The sequence below is a fragment of the Photorhabdus noenieputensis genome (assembly GCF_018448935.1).
Taxonomy (GTDB): Bacteria; Pseudomonadota; Gammaproteobacteria; order Enterobacterales; family Enterobacteriaceae; genus Photorhabdus; species Photorhabdus noenieputensis.
In genome coordinates, this window is sequence record NZ_RCWC01000026.1 from 1 (window position 1) to 18,132 (window position 18,132).

General features: G+C 43.4%; 19 protein-coding genes and 1 tRNA gene. 16 read left to right on the forward strand and 4 right to left on the reverse strand.

Annotation, left to right across the window (positions count from 1 at the left end):
• Positions 1 to 41: 41 nt before the first annotated feature.
• Both EAE91_RS16025 and EAE91_RS16030 read left to right on the forward strand, forming a co-directional pair.
• Positions 42 to 118 (forward strand) — tRNA-Asp (locus EAE91_RS16025).
• A gap of 138 nt (positions 119 to 256) precedes the next feature.
• The gene (locus EAE91_RS16030; protein ID WP_214089374.1) at positions 257 to 1,039 is read left to right on the forward strand and encodes an endonuclease/exonuclease/phosphatase family protein; all 783 of its coding nucleotides are present in this window, start codon (positions 257 to 259) and stop codon (positions 1,037 to 1,039) included.
• Positions 1,040 to 1,304: 265 nt separating this feature from the next.
• Here EAE91_RS16030 and EAE91_RS16035 read toward each other — a convergent pair whose 3' ends face one another.
• Entirely contained in the window at positions 1,305 to 2,690 is a 1,386-nt protein-coding gene (locus tag EAE91_RS16035; protein WP_214089375.1) for an amino acid permease, read from the reverse strand.
• A 170-nt stretch (positions 2,691 to 2,860) separates the two neighbouring features.
• Between EAE91_RS16035 and queE the strand changes: the two genes are divergently transcribed.
• Positions 2,861 to 3,532 (forward strand): 7-carboxy-7-deazaguanine synthase QueE, encoded by a 672-nt coding sequence (gene queE / locus EAE91_RS16040; protein WP_214089376.1) that lies wholly within the window; start codon positions 2,861 to 2,863, stop codon positions 3,530 to 3,532.
• 44 nt (positions 3,533 to 3,576) lie between these two features.
• Here queE and queD read toward each other — a convergent pair whose 3' ends face one another.
• Positions 3,577 to 3,939 (reverse strand): 6-carboxytetrahydropterin synthase QueD, encoded by a 363-nt coding sequence (gene queD, locus EAE91_RS16045; protein WP_214055212.1) that lies wholly within the window; start codon positions 3,937 to 3,939, stop codon positions 3,577 to 3,579.
• A gap of 267 nt (positions 3,940 to 4,206) precedes the next feature.
• Here queD and cysJ point away from each other — a divergent pair, with 267 nt between their 5' ends.
• From cysJ to EAE91_RS16060, 3 genes are read left to right on the forward strand one after another with little or no spacing between them, the layout of a single operon-like run.
• Positions 4,207 to 6,009, forward strand: coding sequence for an NADPH-dependent assimilatory sulfite reductase flavoprotein subunit (gene cysJ / locus EAE91_RS16050; protein ID WP_214089377.1), 1,803 nt, complete (start codon positions 4,207 to 4,209; stop codon positions 6,007 to 6,009).
• Positions 6,009 to 7,739: an assimilatory sulfite reductase (NADPH) hemoprotein subunit gene (gene cysI, locus EAE91_RS16055; protein ID WP_214089378.1), complete on the forward strand. Its 1,731-nt coding sequence runs from the start codon at positions 6,009 to 6,011 to the stop codon at positions 7,737 to 7,739. The genes cysJ and cysI overlap by 1 nt, the downstream gene beginning before the upstream one ends.
• Positions 7,736 to 8,470 carry a phosphoadenylyl-sulfate reductase gene (locus tag EAE91_RS16060; protein WP_214089379.1) on the forward strand — a complete coding sequence of 245 codons (735 nt, stop codon included), beginning with the start codon at positions 7,736 to 7,738 and terminating at the stop codon, positions 8,468 to 8,470. Before cysI ends, EAE91_RS16060 begins: the two co-directional genes overlap by 4 nt.
• A 117-nt stretch (positions 8,471 to 8,587) precedes the next feature.
• Here EAE91_RS16060 and EAE91_RS16065 read toward each other — a convergent pair whose 3' ends face one another.
• Positions 8,588 to 8,944 carry a type II toxin-antitoxin system HicB family antitoxin gene (locus tag EAE91_RS16065; RefSeq protein WP_214055208.1) on the reverse strand — a complete coding sequence of 119 codons (357 nt, stop codon included), beginning with the start codon at positions 8,942 to 8,944 and terminating at the stop codon, positions 8,588 to 8,590.
• Positions 8,941 to 9,216 (reverse strand): type II toxin-antitoxin system HicA family toxin, encoded by a 276-nt coding sequence (locus EAE91_RS16070; protein WP_214089380.1) that lies wholly within the window; start codon positions 9,214 to 9,216, stop codon positions 8,941 to 8,943. The genes EAE91_RS16065 and EAE91_RS16070 overlap by 4 nt, the downstream gene beginning before the upstream one ends.
• A 267-nt stretch (positions 9,217 to 9,483) precedes the next feature.
• On the opposite strand from EAE91_RS16070, the gene cysG reads away from it, so the two are divergent.
• The 10 genes from cysG (at position 9,484) to EAE91_RS16120 (ending at position 18,008) form a co-directional block, all read left to right on the forward strand.
• The gene (gene cysG / locus EAE91_RS16075) at positions 9,484 to 10,896 is read left to right on the forward strand and encodes a siroheme synthase CysG (protein WP_214089381.1); all 1,413 of its coding nucleotides are present in this window, start codon (positions 9,484 to 9,486) and stop codon (positions 10,894 to 10,896) included.
• Between the two features lie 9 nt (positions 10,897 to 10,905).
• Positions 10,906 to 11,814: a sulfate adenylyltransferase subunit CysD gene (cysD, locus tag EAE91_RS16080; RefSeq protein WP_214089382.1), complete on the forward strand. Its 909-nt coding sequence runs from the start codon at positions 10,906 to 10,908 to the stop codon at positions 11,812 to 11,814.
• Positions 11,815 to 11,825: 11 nt separating this feature from the next.
• Positions 11,826 to 13,268 carry a sulfate adenylyltransferase subunit CysN gene (gene cysN, locus EAE91_RS16085; RefSeq protein ID WP_214089383.1) on the forward strand — a complete coding sequence of 481 codons (1,443 nt, stop codon included), beginning with the start codon at positions 11,826 to 11,828 and terminating at the stop codon, positions 13,266 to 13,268.
• 1 nt (position 13,269) lies between these two features.
• Entirely contained in the window at positions 13,270 to 13,902 is a 633-nt protein-coding gene (gene cysC / locus EAE91_RS16090) for an adenylyl-sulfate kinase (RefSeq protein ID WP_214089384.1), read from the forward strand.
• Between the two features lie 146 nt (positions 13,903 to 14,048).
• A complete protein-coding gene (gene ftsB, locus EAE91_RS16095) occupies positions 14,049 to 14,369 on the forward strand; it encodes a cell division protein FtsB (RefSeq protein ID WP_105398954.1) in 321 nt (106 codons plus the stop codon).
• A 5-nt stretch (positions 14,370 to 14,374) separates the two neighbouring features.
• Positions 14,375 to 15,106 carry a 2-C-methyl-D-erythritol 4-phosphate cytidylyltransferase gene (gene ispD, locus EAE91_RS16100; RefSeq protein WP_214089385.1) on the forward strand — a complete coding sequence of 244 codons (732 nt, stop codon included), beginning with the start codon at positions 14,375 to 14,377 and terminating at the stop codon, positions 15,104 to 15,106.
• 13 nt (positions 15,107 to 15,119) lie between these two features.
• Positions 15,120 to 15,593, forward strand: coding sequence for a 2-C-methyl-D-erythritol 2,4-cyclodiphosphate synthase (gene ispF / locus EAE91_RS16105; protein WP_214089386.1), 474 nt, complete (start codon positions 15,120 to 15,122; stop codon positions 15,591 to 15,593).
• Positions 15,594 to 15,596: 3 nt separating this feature from the next.
• Positions 15,597 to 16,646, forward strand: coding sequence for a tRNA pseudouridine(13) synthase TruD (gene truD, locus EAE91_RS16110; RefSeq protein ID WP_214089387.1), 1,050 nt, complete (start codon positions 15,597 to 15,599; stop codon positions 16,644 to 16,646).
• Entirely contained in the window at positions 16,624 to 17,388 is a 765-nt protein-coding gene (gene surE, locus EAE91_RS16115; RefSeq protein ID WP_214089388.1) for a 5'/3'-nucleotidase SurE, read from the forward strand. The genes truD and surE overlap by 23 nt, the downstream gene beginning before the upstream one ends.
• Positions 17,382 to 18,008 (forward strand): protein-L-isoaspartate(D-aspartate) O-methyltransferase, encoded by a 627-nt coding sequence (locus tag EAE91_RS16120; RefSeq protein ID WP_214089389.1) that lies wholly within the window; start codon positions 17,382 to 17,384, stop codon positions 18,006 to 18,008. Before surE ends, EAE91_RS16120 begins: the two co-directional genes overlap by 7 nt.
• Positions 18,009 to 18,132 lie beyond the last annotated feature (124 nt).

The window sequence follows — 18,132 nt, forward strand, 5'->3', positions numbered from 1 at the left end:
TTTTATGTCGTAACAGCGATATAAATCAAAAAGAATTCGGTGGTGCGGTAGTTCAGTTGGTTAGAATACCGGCCTGTCACGCCGGGGGTCGCGGGTTCGAGCCCCGTCCGCACCGCCACCTTAATTTGCAGAAAAACCCTGAGAGAAATCTCAGGGTTTTTTGTCGTTTATGAGTATTAAAATCAATAATTACCTTATTATATTTGATAAAATCGGATAGTTTTTATAGTTATTCTGTATTTAAGAGGTTTTTTACGTGGTAAAAAAAACCTATGCGATAAGGTATGTCGCAGGTCAACCTGTTGAACGTGTTTTTCCTATGTCGACTCATCTGCTTGGGAATGCATTACCTGTAGGTACTCCTTTGATCACTGGCACAAATGAGCTTAGGGTTGTTGTATGGAATATCTATAAACAGCAGCGTCCTTCATGGAGAAAGGTTCTGAAGGAGCTAACTAACGAAAGCCAGTTGATTTTATTACAAGAAGCGCAGACAACTCCTGATTTAGTTGAATTTGCTACTTCAAATTACTTGATAGCTGATCAAGTTCCTGCATTTTTATTACCACAACACCCCTCTGGTGTCATGACATTATCAACTTCTCATCCAGTCTATTGTTGCCCATTGAGAGAGAAAGAGCCTCTTTTACGTTTATCTAAATCAGCTCTCATCACTGTTTATCTTTTACAGGATAATCGTCAGTTAATGGTTATTAATGTACATGCGATAAATTTCAGTTTTGGTGTGGATGTGTATAGCCGTCAGTTGAATAATATTGGTGCTCATGTTCGTTTACATAATGGTCCAGTAATTATGGCTGGTGATTTTAATGCATGGAGTAAGCAACGATTAAATGCTTTAAAACGCTTTACCAAATATTTACACCTTGAAGAAGTCTCTTTTATTGATGACTGTCGAACAATCGCATTTGGTCGGCCTTTAGATTTTATTTTTTACCGAGAGTTGAATATTGCTGATGCTGTTGTGATACCTACTGATGCTTCTGATCATAATCCTCTTATTGTAAATTTTTATTAATGCTTTGTTATAAGAATATATTCGTCTATTTATAATTAATTGAATTCTTATTTAATTATAAATTAATATAACTTTATAACTAAAAAATATTATATCATTTTTGCTTTATTTTAATTATTTATTATGTATTGTGATGGATTTATATTTTAAAAATAAGAATTATTTTATATAATATTTAAAAATGATGTCGATGTAAATATAGAATATATTTTTTCTGAATAAATTAAAATAAATGCCAGAGTAACCTGGCATTTATAAGTGAAAATTATTTGTTTATCTGATGTGTTTGAGAAATACTTTTCTTTATGCTAAAGAAATAGGTGATTGATAATAAGATTACCCATACGATTCCCACAATTAATGCAATGCGGGTTTTTTCGAAATAGCCCAGTAATACAATAACAAATACCATAAAGATAATGGTTAATGCAGGTGCTATTGGCCACATAGGAACGGGGAATTTCAGGGTCTTAACTTCGTCTTTGCTCATTTTGCAGCGCATGGCAACCTGAGAAAGTAGGATCATCAACCATACCCATACAGTAGCAAATGTTGCGATAGAGGCAATGATAACGAAAATTTCTTCCGGAATCATATAGTTAAGTATAACCCCAATTAACAAAACTGCTGACATAACGATCACAGTCATCCAAGGTACGCCATTACGGCTCAGCTTGGTGAATGATTTAGGCGCTTGTCCTTCTTGTGCCATGCCATACATCATACGACCAGCACCAAAAATATCGCTATTAATCGCTGAAATTGCGGCAGTAATTACGACGATATTGAGAATATTGGCAGCAGAATTGATACCTAAGCTAGAAAAAATCTGTACGAATGGGCTACCTTCTTGACCGATCTGATTCCACGGATAGATACACATTAAAATAAACAGAGTCAGTACATAGAACAGCAGAATACGGAAAGGGACAGCGTTGATTGCTTTTGGAATCGTTTTTTCGGGGTTTTTGGCTTCACTGGCAGTAATACCAATGACTTCAATACCACCAAAAGCAAACATGACAATGGCGAGTGAAGCTATTACGCCACTGATGCCATTAGGCATAAAACCGCCATATTCCCACAAACTGGCAATGCCGGTTGCATGATCTGTTTCTTGGCCGAATCCATAGATCATGATAATTATTCCGCCGATAATCATAGCGATAATTGCGGTGACTTTCACAATCGAAAGCCAGAATTCCATTTCACCGAAAATTTTCACATGGCAAAGATTAATTGCGCCGATAAAGCAGACAATGCTTAGTACCCAGATCCATTGTTCCACATGGGGGAACCAGAGCTTCATATAGAAACCGAACGCAGTAACGTCAGCCAGACAGACGATCAGCATTTCGAATATATAATTCCATCCAGTTAGAAATCCGGCTAAAGGTCCGAGATAATGGCTGGCATAGTGTGAAAAAGAACCGGCTACTGGATGGTGAACAGCCATTTCGCCTAATGCACGCATTACCATAAATACGGCAGCACCGCCGATTAAATAGGCGAGTAATACGGCGGGTCCAGCTTGCTGAATAGCAGCTGCGGAGCCATAGAACAGCCCTGTGCCTATTGCGGAGCCTAATGCCATAAAGCGGATGTGCCGCCCGGTTAGACCCCGTTTTAGCTGAGTTTCATTATTCTGCATTATTTATTCCTGTCACTTTTTCAGTGCTAGATATATTTTAAGCACACAATGCCTCGACAAGTCGCACGTTAGCCAAGCGAAGCAAACCCCGTACCTTACCATAAAGATTGATGTTCGCGGGATAGATATCTGCAATAATGCGCCCTTGCCTAATGAAACCAGAGATTTTTATGTTTTACCCGATTAACGAAGTATTCCAGACATTGCAGGGAGAAGGTTTTTTTGCCGGAGTCCCGGCAATTTTTATTCGTCTGCAAGGATGTCCGGTTGGTTGTAGCTGGTGTGATACAAAACACACTTGGGAGAAAGAAGCGGAAAAGCAACGGACATTGGAAACAATTTTGCTAAAGACGAGTGAAAGCAATGAATGGAGTGAAGCATCTCCTAAGCAAATTGCAGCGCTGTTTGTTCAACAGAAATATACCGCACGTCATGTTGTTATTACTGGTGGTGAGCCTTGCCTTTACGATCTTATACCTCTGATCGAAGAGTTAGAAAGCCTTGGCTATCAATGTCAGATAGAAACCAGTGGTACGTATCATGTTAAGTGCTCTGCTGCTACTTGGGTGACAGTTTCACCAAAAGTTAACATGCGTGGTGGTTACCAGGTATTGCAGCAAGCTTTGCAACGGGCTAATGAAATAAAATATCCGGTTGCTCGGGAAAGAGATATTGAAGCATTGGATGAGTTATTAGCGACATTGGATGACAACTCATCGCGTATTATTGCACTGCAACCCATTAGCCAGAAAGAAGACGCTACTCGTTTATGTATTGAAACCTGTATTGCTCGTAATTGGCGATTTTCTATGCAAACACATAAATATTTGAATATCGCCTGAGAAAAGCTTACTGCACTGGAGGTTTCCTGGTGCAGTAAGTTGTTTCATTTACCCCGGAAAATAGCCCCTGCGTTACAGGTTTCTTTCACCATAACGGCACTGAGTTGTGGAATTGTTGGTTTAACTTTATCCCAAATCCAGGTAGCTAATACTTCGCTGGTTGGATTTTCTAGTCCAGGGATATCATTCAGGTAATGGTGGTCTAGCTGTTCCCAAATGGGTTTGAATAGGGTTTTTAAATCGGCAAAGTCCATAATCCAGCCACTATGAGGATCGACCTCCCCGGTAATTTCCAGCCGTACCATAAATGAGTGCCCATGTAAGCGACCGCATTTATGACCTTCTGGGACATGTGGCAGACGGTGGGCGGCTTCAAACTGAAAATCTTTAAAAATCGTTGTGCTCATAGTGGTTCTCCCTGACTTCAAAAAACCCGCTATTCTACCCGATATTCTGAATTAAACCCGGTTTTTTCATTTTTTTGCCATCGCTCTTATTAACTGTTTTATAGATATATTAAATCTGTAAATATGGTTAGGCGTTTTGGTTATTTGATATTGCGATAGTTTCTTTAAATAGTAACAAGTCGCTGAGATAACCTTACAAACCATCCCTATTTATTTTATTTACTAAAAATAACGGACATTGGTAATCGTAAAGGGCAGCACAGGACAATGAGCATAAAACCACCTTCAATTTCACTTCTTCCTGTTTCACCTGAACAGCTAGCGCGTTTGCAATCGGCTGTTGGGGATTTTTCACCGACTCAATTAGCCTGGCTGTCTGGTTATTTTTGGGGAATGGTAAATCAACAGCCACAGGTTCAGGTTGTGGCTCCGGCTGTTCCGGCACAGGAGACGATCACATTAATTTCAGCTTCACAAACGGGTAATGCTCGTCGTTTAGCTGAGCAGCTCCGTGATGATTTGTTGGCAGAGAAACTTAATGTCAATCTGTTCAATGCCGGTGATTATAAATTCAAACAAATTGCTCAAGAGAAGGTACTGATAATTATTGCTTCTACTCAAGGTGAGGGAGAACCTGCGGAGGAAGCAGTTGCATTATATAAATATCTCTATTCTAAGAAAGCACCGAAATTGAATGGTACGGTATTTGCGGTTTTTGGTCTGGGTGATACTTCTTATGAGCGCTTCTGCCAGGCTGGAAAAGATTTCGATGATCGTCTGAATGAATTAGGTGCGCAACGACTTCTGGAGCGTGTGGATGGTGATGTGGAATATCAACAGGCTGCGGCTCAGTGGCGTAAACAATTAACTGGAATCTTGAAACAGCGTATCCCGGCAGAGATAGGGACTGTGATTACTTCTGCACCGAATGGATCGGTAAATGAAATTTTCTCAACTTCTTATACTAAACAGACGCCATTGACTGCGGCCTTAGCTACCCGTCAGAAAATAACGGGACGTGGTTCTGATAAGGATGTTCGTCATATTGAAATTGATCTGGGTGATTCGGGTCTGCGTTATCAACCAGGTGATGCTCTGGGCGTCTGGTTTGAAAATGATCCGGAGCTAGTGGATGAAGTATTGAATTTGCTCTGGTTGGAAGGAACAGAACAGGTTGAAGTTAATGGTCAGAAATTGTCATTAAGGGAAGCACTGATCAGCCATGTTGAGTTAACCCAAAATACCAGTGTGATTGTGGAAAAATACGCAGCTCTCGCGAAAGATGAAAAATTACTTTCTTTGATTGCGGATAAACAAGCATTACAGCAATACGCTCGCAATAAACCGATCGCCGATATGATAAGAGAAGCGGCTTCTCAGCCGGAGGCTCAGCAATTTATTGATTTGCTCCGGCCTTTGACGCCAAGGCTCTATTCGATTTCTTCTTCTCAGGCAGAAATGGAAAATGAGGTTCATCTTACAGTTGGCGTGGTGCGTTATGAAATTGATGGACGGGTCCGTACCGGTGGTGCATCCGGTTATTTAGCCGATCGCTTACAGGAAAATGGCGATCTTCGTATTTTTATTGAGCGTAACGATAATTTTCGTCTGCCTGCTAATCCACGTACGCCTGTCATTATGATTGGACCGGGAACCGGAATTGCGCCATTTCGGGCATTTATGCAGCAAAGGGAGGCTGATGGCGCTGAAGGGAAAAATTGGTTGTTCTTTGGTAATCCACATTTTACTGAAGATTTTCTCTATCAAGTGGAGTGGCAGCGTTATGTCAAAGATGGTTTGTTAACTCGCATTGATTTGGCATGGTCCCGTGATCAACAGCATAAAGTTTATGTTCAGGACAAGCTGCGTGAGCAAGGTGAAGAAGTATGGCGTTGGATAGAGGAAGGAGCACATCTGTACGTGTGTGGTGATGCAAACCGCATGGCTAAAGATGTGGAACATGCGTTGTTGGATATTATTACTGAGCATGGCGACATGGATAGCGAACAGGCAGATGAATTTTTAAGTGAACTGCGTCTTGAACGCCGTTATCAGAGGGATGTGTACTAATGAACGATAAACAACATGGTCCTTTGATTGTTGAAGGTAAACTGGCTGACAGTGAGCGTATGAAGCAGGAAAGCAACTTCCTGCGAGGAACGATTAGCGAAGATTTAACTAATGGTTTGACGGGAGGTTTTGCAGGGGACAATTTCCTGTTGATTCGTTTTCATGGCATGTATCAGCAGGATGATCGTGATATCCGAGCCGAACGTACAGAGCAAAAATTGGAGCCACGTCATGCAATGATGTTGCGCTGTCGTCTGCCGGGTGGCGTGATTACGCCACAGCAATGGTTAGGTATTGATAAGTTTGCTGCGGAGAATACGCTTTATGGCAGTATCCGTTTAACGAACCGACAGACATTTCAATTTCATGGCATTCTAAAAGGAAATGTAAAACCTGCGCATCAATTGCTGAATCAAGTTGGACTGGATTCGCTTGCGACGGCAAATGACGTTAACCGGAATGTACTTTGTACCTCGAATCCTATTCAATCAGAATTACATCAGCAAGCTTACGAATGGGCGAAGAAAATCTCAGAGCATCTACTGCCACGTACCCGTGCTTATGCTGAACTCTGGTTAGATAAAGAAAAAGTCGCAACGACCGATGAAGAGCCGATTCTTGGGCCAACTTATTTGCCGCGTAAGTTCAAAACTACGGTAGTCATTCCTCCACAGAATGATGTTGATCTACATGCTAACGATCTGAACTTTGTCGCTATTTCAGAAGGTGACAAGCTGGTTGGTTTTAACGTGCTAGTGGGTGGTGGTTTGGCGATGACTCACGGCGATAAAAATACCTACCCACGTATGGCGAGTGAGTTTGGTTATATTCCACTTGAGCACACATTGGCAATTGCGGAAGCTGTGGTGACAACTCAGCGTGACTGGGGTAATCGGACGGAACGTAAAAATGCCAAAACCAAATATACGTTGGAGCGGGTTGGTGTAGACACTTTTAGAGAAGAGGTGGAGAGACGCGCCGGAGTGAAATTTGAGGCAATTCGGCCTTATGAATTTACTGGTCGTGGTGATCAAATTGGCTGGCTGAAAGGCATCGATGATAAATGGCATTTGACGCTGTTTATTGAGAATGGTCGCCTTTTGGACTATCCCGACAGGCCGCTGAAAAGCGGTGTTGCTGAAATTGCAAAAATACATAAAGGGGATTTTCGCCTGACGGCCAATCAGAACTTAATCATTGCTGGTATTCCTGCAAGTGAGAAACAACGCATTGAAACTATCGCCCGTCAGCATGGATTGATTGACGATAAAACCACAGTTCAGCGTGAAAACTCAATGGCTTGTGTCTCTTTCCCAACTTGCCCATTGGCAATGGCTGAGGCTGAACGTTTTTTACCGGAGTTTGTCACCCATGTTGAACAACTGATGAATAAGCATGGGATTGGAGATGAACATATTGTTTTGCGGGTGACGGGGTGCCCGAATGGTTGTGGTAGAGCGATGTTGGCGGAGGTAGGGTTAGTCGGTAAAGCGCTTGATCGTTATAACCTATATCTTGGTGGTAATCGGATTGGCACTCGTATTCCACGCATGTATAAAGAAAATATCAGCTCACAAGCGATCTTATCCATCATGGATGAACTTATTGGGCGTTGGGCGACAGGGCGGCAGCCAAATGAAGGTTTTGGCGATTTCCTGATCCGCACGGATATTATCAAGCCGGTACTGGATTCAGCCCGCGATTTTTACGATTGGCAGGAGGCGGTATGAGCCAATTCAACTTATCTCAATGTGTCAGTATGACTGCTGAACAGCAAGCGCAATCACTGGCTGAGATTAATCTTCGGCTTGAAATGATGGATGCTCGCCAGAGGGTAAACTGGGCATTGGAAAATTTGCCAGGGGAGTTTGTTCTTTCCTCCAGTTTTGGTATTCAGGCGGCGGTATGTCTTCATTTAGTGACACAAGAATATCCTGATATTCCGGTCATACTTACTGATACCGGTTATCTATTTCCTGAAACTTATCAATTCATAGATAAACTCACAACACAGTTGAAACTGAATTTACAAGTATTTAGTGCTGAGCATTCTCCGGCTTGGCAGGAAGCTCGCTATGGGAAATTGTGGGAACAAGGCGTGGAAGGAATAGAACGCTATAATCAGATTAATAAAGTTGAACCAATGAATCGGGCTTTGAAAAATCTGAGAGCACAAAGTTGGTTTGCTGGTTTACGCCGTCAGCAATCTGAAAGTCGATCAAAATTACCGGTTCTGGCTGTACAGCGCGGAGTATTTAAGATCTTGCCAATTATCGACTGGGATAACCGGCGTGTACATCAATATCTGACAAAGCATGACTTGGAATATCATCCATTATGGGAACAAGGTTATCTTTCTGTTGGTGACATCCATACAACTCAAAAATGGGAACCGGGTATGAGTGAAGAACAAACCCGTTTTTTTGGCTTGAAGCGAGAATGTGGGTTACATGAGAATTAAAAAACCGGTATTTCCTGAGTGGGATTGATGATAAAGCCCTCGCTTTGTTTTAAGGCGAGGGTGATGATTAATATAAATAGTCTGAAAGACAATTTAGTCCTGATGTGTAATGGATTTTTACGCGTGTTTCATTCGTTCATTTAAAGTTTCAATGATGAACGCATTCACCGAAATCTGATGCTCGGCTGCTGCGCAATGCAATCGCTCTCCAAATGATTCGGGGTAGCGCAGAGTAAATGTTTTGATTTTTTCTTGCCTTGCATAAGGTTCAATACCTGATGCGCTACAATCTTCAAGATATTCATGTAGAGATATTTTACCCTCATCTTGCAACCCCTGAATACTATCAGAGATAAAATCACAATAACCAGACAGCCCTAAAAATTTACCCCTGAACATGCCAATTTCTGGCACGTAACTAATAATAGCCTGCTGTCCGGCTATTACCATTGTATTTTGTACTGTCATCTTCATGGCTCAACTCCTATGCTTTCTAACCATTCTCGTAGGCTGACGACGGCCCCTTTGTCAGTATTTGGTGAGGGATGTGGACGGTGAAACCTGGCAATACTATCGTTTAGCAACAGCCTGCAACGTGAACCTTTCCCCTCTTTAACCTCACCTCCCAGAGCGATTATGAGTGATTCCACGTCAGACCACTTAATTCCCGCAGGAACAGGCATTTTAAATATCTGCTCCAACGTATTTTTTTGCCTCTTCCTGAGCATTGAAACCTGTTCTTTCATTTCTCGTATTGCTTTCTGTGAAGTCAGATTATGAAGTTATATTGAACTCAATGACATATGAAGTCAAATTTTGAAGTCATTTACTTTTCCTGCCCTTAGCGATTTAGTGCAAAAAAACACACTAGCCCTGTTCTAGAGAGGTTGGCTATATTCCATTACAGAACATCAAATTCTTTTTTGTCATTTTATAACTTTACCGCTGACTCATATATTCATTCGAAACAGTTTCAGTACTTATAAATATTTCACTGGATATCAAGGGCAATTGTGGATTACTTACCGATATTTGTTGAGCTGAAAGGGCGGCTTGTATTACTTGTCGGTGGTGGAGAGGTGGCTGCACGTAAGGCGACTCTACTACTACGGGCAGGTGCATTATTACAGGTTGTAGCGCCTGAATTGAGTTCTGAATTACAACAGCGTTATCAAGCTGGTGAGTTGGAATGGTATCAAGGAGAATTCCAGCCTGAATATCTTGATGGCATCTTTTTAGTTATTGCGGCGACTGATGATCGTATTCTAAATCATCAGGTTTTTTCTGAGACTGATAAGCGAGGTATTTTGGTCAATGTCGTTGATGATCAAGCTCATTGCTCATTTATTTTTCCATCAATTATCGACCGTTCTCCGGTCTTGGTGGCGATCTCATCGGCGGGAAAAGCGCCGGTATTAGCGCGTTTAATTCGCGAGAAACTGGAAGCGTTACTGCCTTCCAGTCTTGGCACGATGGCAAAAATCGCCGGGAAGTGGCGTGAGAGAGTAAAACAGCGATTCACTTCTATGCGTCAGCGTCGCTCTTTTTGGGAACAGGCTTTCAATGGTCGTTTCGCTATGTTGGTTGCAAACGGCCAGATCCAACAGGCGGAAAAACAGCTTGAACAACAACTGGAACAGTCTGATTCGCAGGGAGAACTGGCTCTGGTTGGGGCAGGGCCTGGTGATCCGGGATTGCTGACGTTAAAGGGATTGCAGGTTATTCAGCAAGCTGATGTAGTGCTTTACGATCATTTGGTCAGCAGCGAGGTACTAGATCTGGTTCGCCGTGATGCAGATAAAATTTGCGTTGGCAAAAGAGCGGGTAATCACTCCGTTTCTCAAGAGGAAACTAACCAGTTGATAGTGAAATTTGCCAGACAGGGGAAAAAAGTTGTTCGTCTTAAAGGCGGTGATCCCTTTATCTTTGGCCGTGGTGGTGAGGAATTACAGGTTGCAGCATCAGCAGGCATTCCTTTTCAGGTGGTACCGGGAATTACTGCCGCCATCGGGGCGACGGCTTACGCGGGAATTCCTCTGACTCACCGGGAACACTCACAGAGTATCACTTTCATTACAGGTCATTGTCGAGAAAAGGGTAATGAGTTGGATTGGCCGGCTTTAGCCAGAGGTCATCAGACTCTGGCGATTTATATGGGGACGGTCAAAGCCGCCTTAATAAGTCATCAATTAATTTTACATGGGCGAGCAGAAGATACGCCGGTAGCCGTCATTGGTTGTGGTACTCGTCTGGAACAGCAAGTGTTAACCGGCACTTTGCTTGAACTGGAACAGTTAGCACAGCAGGCACCGTCGCCAGCCTTACTGGTGGTGGGAGAGGTGGCTCAACTTCACCATCAGATAGCTTGGTTTGGGCAGCAATCTATTGCCAAAATAAGCCGTCCGGCAGTAGTCGATTTTGCATAAGGAGTTGTAATGGATGAGAAAAGATTGACACACTTGCAGCAACTTGAAGCTGAAAGTATTCATATTATACGGGAAGTGGCCGCCGAGTTTGAAAACCCGGTGATGCTTTACTCTATCGGTAAAGATTCTTCGGTCATGCTTCATCTTGCACGCAAGGCGTTCTATCCGGGAACATTGCCATTTCCTTTGCTGCATGTGGACACGGGTTGGAAATTTCGCGAAATGTACGAGTTTCGTGATCGTACTGCGAAGAATTACGGCTTTGAACTGTTGGTGTATCGCAACCCGCAAGGGGAAGCAATGGGCATTAATCCATTTGTGCATGGTAGTGCCAAGCATACTGACATCATGAAAACGGAAGGGTTAAAACAGGCGCTGGATAAATATGGTTTTGATGCTGCTTTCGGCGGTGCTCGTCGTGATGAAGAGAAATCGCGAGCCAAGGAGCGGATCTATTCTTTCCGTGATCGCTCACATCGTTGGGACCCTAAAAACCAGCGTCCTGAATTGTGGCGCAATTACAACGGCCAGATTAATAAAGGTGAAAGCATTCGCGTATTCCCACTGTCTAATTGGACTGAATTGGATGTCTGGCAATATATCTATTTGGAGCAAATTGACATTGTTCCTCTTTATTTTGCCAAATTCCGCCCGGTATTGGAGCGGGAGGGGACACTGATTATGGTTGATGACGATCGGATCGATCTGAAACCGGGCGAGGTTATCAGCCAGCGCAAAGTTCGTTTCCGTACACTCGGTTGTTGGCCTTTGACGGGAGCAGTGAAATCTGATGCTGAAACATTGCCGGAAATTATTGAAGAGATGTTGATATCGACGACAAGTGAACGGCAAGGGCGGCTGATTGATAGTGATCAATCTGCTTCTATGGAACTGAAAAAACGTCAAGGTTATTTCTAAGGAGAGCAATCATGTCAGCACTTGCACAGAATGAAACCGTTGCTTATCAAATTAAACAACAGGGCGGTGTGGAAGCTTATCTACGTGCTCAACAAGAGAAAGGACTACTGCGTTTCCTGACATGTGGCAGCGTGGATGATGGCAAAAGTACGCTGATTGGACGCTTGTTACATGATACCCGTCAGATCTACGAAGATCAGCTTTCAACGTTGCAGAATGACAGTAAACGTATTGGTACTCAGGGTGAAAAATTAGATCTGGCTTTATTGGTGGATGGTCTTGCCGCAGAGCGCGAACAAGGCATCACCATTGATGTGGCTTATCGTTATTTTTCCACAGAAAAACGCAAATTTATCATTGCTGATACACCGGGGCATGAGCAGTACACCCGTAATATGGCAACGGGAGCATCGACCTGTGCTCTCTCTATTCTGTTGATTGATGCGCGTAAAGGTGTTCAGGAGCAGACCCGTCGTCACAGTTTTATCAGTACATTGCTAGGTATTCGCCATTTGGTGGTCGCGGTGAATAAAATGGATCTGATGGAATATCGTCAGGAAGTTTTTAATCAGATCAAACAGGATTATATGAATTTCGCTGCCCAATTGCCGACAGATTTGGACGTTCATTTTGTTCCAATCTCGGCACTTGATGGCGATAATATTGTCACTAGAAGTCGCAATATGGATTGGTATGAAGGGCCAACGTTGTTGGATATCCTTGAAACAGTTGATGTAAAGAAGGAAGCTTCGAAGCAGTCACTACGTTTCCCGGTACAATATGTTAGCCGGCCTGATCTCGATTTTCGTGGTTATAGTGGCACACTTTCGTCTGGGATTTTACGTAGGGGGCAGAAAGTTAAAGTCATGCCATCCGGTATTTGCTCACAGGTGGAGAGGATAGTGACTTTCAATGGTGATTTGGATTTTGCTGTTCCGGGCGAGGCCATTACGGTGGTGCTGAAAGATGAGATTGATATCAGCCGGGGAGATCTGCTGATTTCCGCCGATGATGAGATGATGGTTACCCGACATGCGCTGGTGGATGTGGTATGGATGTCTGAACAGCCTTTGGTGCAGGGGCAGAACCTTGATATCAAAGTCGCGGGCAAAAAAAGCCGTGGGAAAGTTGAGAATATTCAGTACCAAGTGGATATTACTAACCTGACACAGCGGGTGGCGGTTGATTTACCATTAAATGCCATCGGATCGGTGGAATTTTCTTTTGAAGAACCATTAATGCTCGATGGCTATCAGCAAAATAGCGACACTGGCGGCATTATTTTGATCGATCGACTGACTAATGTCACCGTTGGTGCTGGGTTGGTACGTGAAATTCAGACAAATGTTTATGAAGGGCCAAAAGAGTTCAGCGAATTTGAGCTGGAATTGAATCGGTTGATTCGTCGTCATTTCCCTCATTGGGGAGCCAGAGATTTACTGGGAGGTAAATAAATTGGCTGACATTGAAAATCTGGCATCAGAAAATGTTGTCTGGCATCCGCATCAACTGACCAGAACGCAGCGGGAGGTTGAAAATGGCCATCCGGCATTGGTGATGTGGTTCACTGGTTTATCGGGTTCAGGAAAATCCACGGTAGCAGGGGCCTTAGAACAGGCCCTGTTTCAACGGGGAATAAAAACTTATTTGCTTGATGGCGATAACTTGCGTCATGGCCTTTGCAGTGATTTGGGTTTTTCCGAACAGGATAGGCAGGAGAATATCCGCCGTGTGGGGGAAGTTGCCAGTTTGATGGTCGATGCGGGTTTAGTCGTGCTGACGGCTTTTATCTCTCCTCATAAAGCAGAACGGCAAAAGGTTCGTGAACTGCTGGAACTAGGGCAATTTATTGAAGTTTTTGTCGATACACCGTTGGAAATTTGTGAATCTCGTGATCCGAAAGGATTGTATAAAAAAGCCCGTGCCGGTGAAATTCGTCATTTCACGGGGATTGATTCAGTCTATGAGGTTCCCGATAATCCGGAAATTTATCTTGCAGGCCAACAACCCGTTGAAGCTTCCGTGGCCCAGTTGCTGGTGGAATTGGAAAAGAGCGGCATTATACGCTCAAGGATTAATCACGGATAACGTCAACAAAAAGCACATTATTGCGTTTTCAGTGATGTGCTTGTGTAAAATAACTGCATTCGACTATTTTTCTCCTACCCTGTTTTGTGATAGTAGCGTCATTCTTTGAGTTATGGGATGATTGACAGATATTTCAGGGGGCGGAAATGGGTAAACTGACGCTACTACTACTGGTTTTACTTGGATGGTTACAGTATTCACTGTGGCTTGGTAAAAACGGCATTCATGATTATGTGCGGGTTAAGAATGATGTTGCGATGCAAGAGCGTAATAACAGCAAACTTAAAGCGCGTAACGATCAGTTATCGGCGGAAATTGATGATCTTACTGGTGGACAGGAAGCTATCGAAGAGCGATCCCGTAATGAATTGGGCATGATCAAACCGGGTGAAACTTTCTATCGTTTAATCGTTGATAAATCTAAAGAAAATACTTCGCGTCCCTCGACTCCAAATAATACTCAATAATTAAAATGAACGATCTATTACTTCATTCCTGTGCTGATATTATTGCTTTGGTACCAGCAGCGGGTATTGGTAGCCGAATGAATTCGGATTGCCCAAAGCAATATCTGTCTATTGCCGGAAAGACCATTATTGAGCACACCTTGGCTGTATTACTTGATCATCCCCGTGTTCAGCATGCTGTGATTGTTTTAAATCCCACGGACACACAGTTTCAATCCCTTGAGGTTGCATCCGATTCACGCATTACTACGGTAGTGGGTGGTGAACAGCGAGCAGATTCTGTGCTGGCTGGTTTAAATCATTTGGCTCATTTGACGGGCAATGATAATTGTTGGGTTTTAGTGCATGATGCAGCTCGCCCTTGTTTACACCATGACGATCTTGACCGCTTGCTACAATTAGCAGAAGCAGATGAACAGGGAAATATGGCATGCGGTGGTATTCTGGCATCGCCGGTCCGCGATACGATGAAACGTGGACGGACTGGTCAAGTTATTGACCATACGGTAGAACGGCAAGATCTCTGGCACGCACTGACTCCGCAGTTTTTTCCATTGATGTTACTAAGGGATTGTTTGTCAAAAGCACTTTCGAAACACGCTAATATTACAGATGAAGCTTCCGCACTGGAATATTGTGGTTATCAGCCGGTGTTGGTTAACGGGCGTTCGGACAATATAAAAGTCACGCGCCCTGAGGATTTGGCATTGGCAGAATTTTATCTGTCTAGAAAATAAAGGAACAGACATCATGAGGATCGGACACGGTTTCGATGTACATAAATTTGGTGGTGAAGGGCCGATTATTATCGGTGGTGTTCGTATTCCTTATGAACAAGGGTTGTTGGCGCATTCGGATGGTGATGTTGCTCTCCATGCGGCAACGGATGCTCTGTTAGGTGCTGCGGCATTGGGCGATATCGGGAAATTATTCCCAGACACTGATCCAGCGCTTAAAGGGGTGGATAGTCGTAAATTATTGCGCGAAGCCTATTCACGTATCAGAGAAAAGGGTTATCGGATTGGTAATTTGGATATTACGATTATCGCTCAAGCACCCAAAATGTTGCCGCATATCCCACAAATGAGAGTCAATCTGGCAGAAGATCTGCGATGTCACATTGATGATATCAATGTTAAAGCCACAACTACCGAGAAATTGGGATTTGTTGGGCGTAAAGAAGGTATTGCTTGCGAAGCGGTTGCTTTGTTGGTTAAGGAATAATTGATGGTATTGGCTGAATTAAATTGGCTGTATGGACAACCAGAAGCGACGGGGATACTAAAAGCCTCGCCGGAAGATTTTATTGTCTGTGAGGATTTGGGATTTTCTCCTGATGGAGAAGGTGAGCACTTAATGGTGCACATCCGTAAAACGGGTTGTAATACCCAATTTGTTGCAGATAACCTCGCTCGTTTCGCTGGTATACCGTCTAGATCGGTCAGTTATGCCGGTTTAAAAGACCGTCATGCAGTGACAGAACAGTGGTTTTGTTTGCACTTACCGGGCAAACAGGAACCTGATTTTGCCTCGTTTCAGCTTGAGGGATGTGAAGTTCTGACGACAGCTCGTCAGAAACGTAAACTGCGTATTGGCGCATTGAAAGGAAATTCATTTACGCTGATTTTGCGGGAAATCAGTCATCACCAATTTGTTGAAACCAGACTACGTCTGATTCAGCAAGGTGGCGTGCCTAACTATTTTGGTGAACAGCGTTTTGGTCGGGATGGGCAGAATCTGATTCAAGCGCAGCGTTGGGCAAATAATGAAATCCGAGTAAAAGAGAGAAATAAACGCAGTTTTTATCTGTCAGCTAGTCGTAGTGCTATGTTTAATACGATAGCCAGTGCACGGATTGTTTTAAAACAGCAGCAACAGGTAATGAAGGGTGACGCCTTACAATTAACAGGGCGTGGTAGTTGGTTTGTTGCTGACGAAACTGAATTGCCTTTATTGCAACAGCGGGTGATCGATGGCGAATTACAAATAACGGCACCGCTACCCGGTGACGGTGAATTGGGAACACAACACCAAGCTGCGGATTTTGAACGGCAATATTTACAGCCCTATGAATCATTGTGGGAACTTATCAAGCGTGAAAGAGTGGATGGTTCCCGTAGGGCGATTCTGGTGCGACCTCAGAATCTGAGTTGGCAATGGCAAGATAATGACACGGTGAAAATCAGTTTCTGGTTACCCGCTGGCAGTTTTGCTACCAGTGTGGTCAGAGAAATTATCAATCAGGATCAAAATAATGTTACGAATATTGTTGAGTAATGATGACGGTGTAACCGCACCAGGGATTCAGGTTTTGGCGGCAGCATTGCGAGAAAATTATCATGTGCAGGTTGTTGCACCTGATCGTAATCGGAGTGGCGCATCTAACGCATTGACTCTTGATCGCTCATTAAGTGTTAATACGCTGGAGAATGGTGATATCTCGGTATTGGGTGGCACACCAACAGATTGTGTCTATCTCGGTGTTAATCGTCTCGTTCTTCCTCGTCCTGAGATCGTTGTTTCTGGTATTAATCGCGGTCCTAACCTTGGAGATGATGTGATTTATTCGGGAACGGTTGCGGCTGCAATGGAAGGCCGCCATCTAGGGTTGCCGGCACTGGCTATTTCACTGAATGGTGAATTGCATTACCAAACAGCGGCAGAAATCACCTGTCGTTTGCTACAAATGTTACAAACAACGCCTTTGAGAGCGGGTAATATTCTGAATGTGAATGTACCTGATCTGCCACTTGAACAAATTAAAGGTTTTCGGGTAACTCGTTGTGGTAGCCGCCATGCCGCGGAAGAAGTTTATTCTATGCAAGATCCGAAAGGCAACATGCTTTACTGGTTGGGGCCGCCGGGAGATAAACATGATGCTGGCCCTGAAACAGATTTTGCGGCGGTGGAACAGGGATATGTTTCTATTACACCATTACAGGTAGATCTGACTGCGTATAAAGCGCAGGCGTTAGTAAAAGATTGGTTAGCTAAAGCTGAGGTTGATGGAGAATGCTGAGTCGGGCAATGAAAAATTTGCTGACACAATTACGCCAGCAGGGAATAAAAGATGAACGTTTACTGGCCGCTATTTCCGCCGTGCCTAGGGAACGTTTTGTCGATGAAGCACTGGCACATAAAGCGTATGAAAATACAGCTTTGCCTATTGGTTATGGGCAAACGATTTCTCAGCCTTATATTGTCGCTCGCATGACTGAATTGCTTCAGTTAACACCCGATGCTAAAGTTTTGGAAATTGGTACCGGCTCTGGTTACCAGACGGCAATATTAGCGCATTTGGTCAAACATGTTTTCTCGGTAGAACGGATCAAGGGCTTACAGTGGCAGGCTAAACGAAGGTTGAAACAGCTTGATTTGCATAATGTTTCAACTCGTCATGGGGATGGTTGGCAAGGATGGCCGTCGCGTGGGTTATTTGATGCTATTATTGTGACCGCAGCGCCTCCGTATATCCCACAAGAATTGATGCTTCAACTTACGGATGGAGGGGTTATGGTTTTACCGGTGGGTGAGCATACACAAATTCTTAAATCCGTGAAACGTCATGGCAATGGTTTTCATAGTGAAGTAATCGAAGCTGTGCGCTTTGTGCCCCTTGTGCAAGGGGAACTGGCTTAAGTTCATAGTCTATTGCAACTATTTTTCAATTAATGGTTATATTTGCTTTAATAAGCGAAATTACTTTCGTTTTGGCATTTTTGTGGTTATGTATAACTTTTAGAACTTATTAACTTTTACGCTT

Coding starts and splice junctions, on each gene's coding strand:
- EAE91_RS16035 (WP_214089375.1), bottom strand. CDS start 2,690: ATGCAGAATAATGAAACTCAGCTAAAACGGGGTCTAACCGGGCGGCAC.
- queE (WP_214089376.1), top strand. CDS start 2,861: ATGTTTTACCCGATTAACGAAGTATTCCAGACATTGCAGGGAGAAGGT.
- queD (WP_214055212.1), bottom strand. CDS start 3,939: ATGAGCACAACGATTTTTAAAGATTTTCAGTTTGAAGCCGCCCACCGT.
- cysJ (WP_214089377.1), top strand. CDS start 4,207: ATGAGCATAAAACCACCTTCAATTTCACTTCTTCCTGTTTCACCTGAA.
- cysI (WP_214089378.1), top strand. CDS start 6,009: ATGAACGATAAACAACATGGTCCTTTGATTGTTGAAGGTAAACTGGCT.
- EAE91_RS16060 (WP_214089379.1), top strand. CDS start 7,736: ATGAGCCAATTCAACTTATCTCAATGTGTCAGTATGACTGCTGAACAG.
- EAE91_RS16065 (WP_214055208.1), bottom strand. CDS start 8,944: ATGAAGATGACAGTACAAAATACAATGGTAATAGCCGGACAGCAGGCT.
- EAE91_RS16070 (WP_214089380.1), bottom strand. CDS start 9,216: ATGAAAGAACAGGTTTCAATGCTCAGGAAGAGGCAAAAAAATACGTTG.
- cysD (WP_214089382.1), top strand. CDS start 10,906: ATGGATGAGAAAAGATTGACACACTTGCAGCAACTTGAAGCTGAAAGT.
- cysN (WP_214089383.1), top strand. CDS start 11,826: ATGTCAGCACTTGCACAGAATGAAACCGTTGCTTATCAAATTAAACAA.
- ftsB (WP_105398954.1), top strand. CDS start 14,049: ATGGGTAAACTGACGCTACTACTACTGGTTTTACTTGGATGGTTACAG.
- ispD (WP_214089385.1), top strand. CDS start 14,375: ATGAACGATCTATTACTTCATTCCTGTGCTGATATTATTGCTTTGGTA.
- ispF (WP_214089386.1), top strand. CDS start 15,120: ATGAGGATCGGACACGGTTTCGATGTACATAAATTTGGTGGTGAAGGG.
- truD (WP_214089387.1), top strand. CDS start 15,597: ATGGTATTGGCTGAATTAAATTGGCTGTATGGACAACCAGAAGCGACG.
- surE (WP_214089388.1), top strand. CDS start 16,624: ATGTTACGAATATTGTTGAGTAATGATGACGGTGTAACCGCACCAGGG.
- EAE91_RS16120 (WP_214089389.1), top strand. CDS start 17,382: ATGCTGAGTCGGGCAATGAAAAATTTGCTGACACAATTACGCCAGCAG.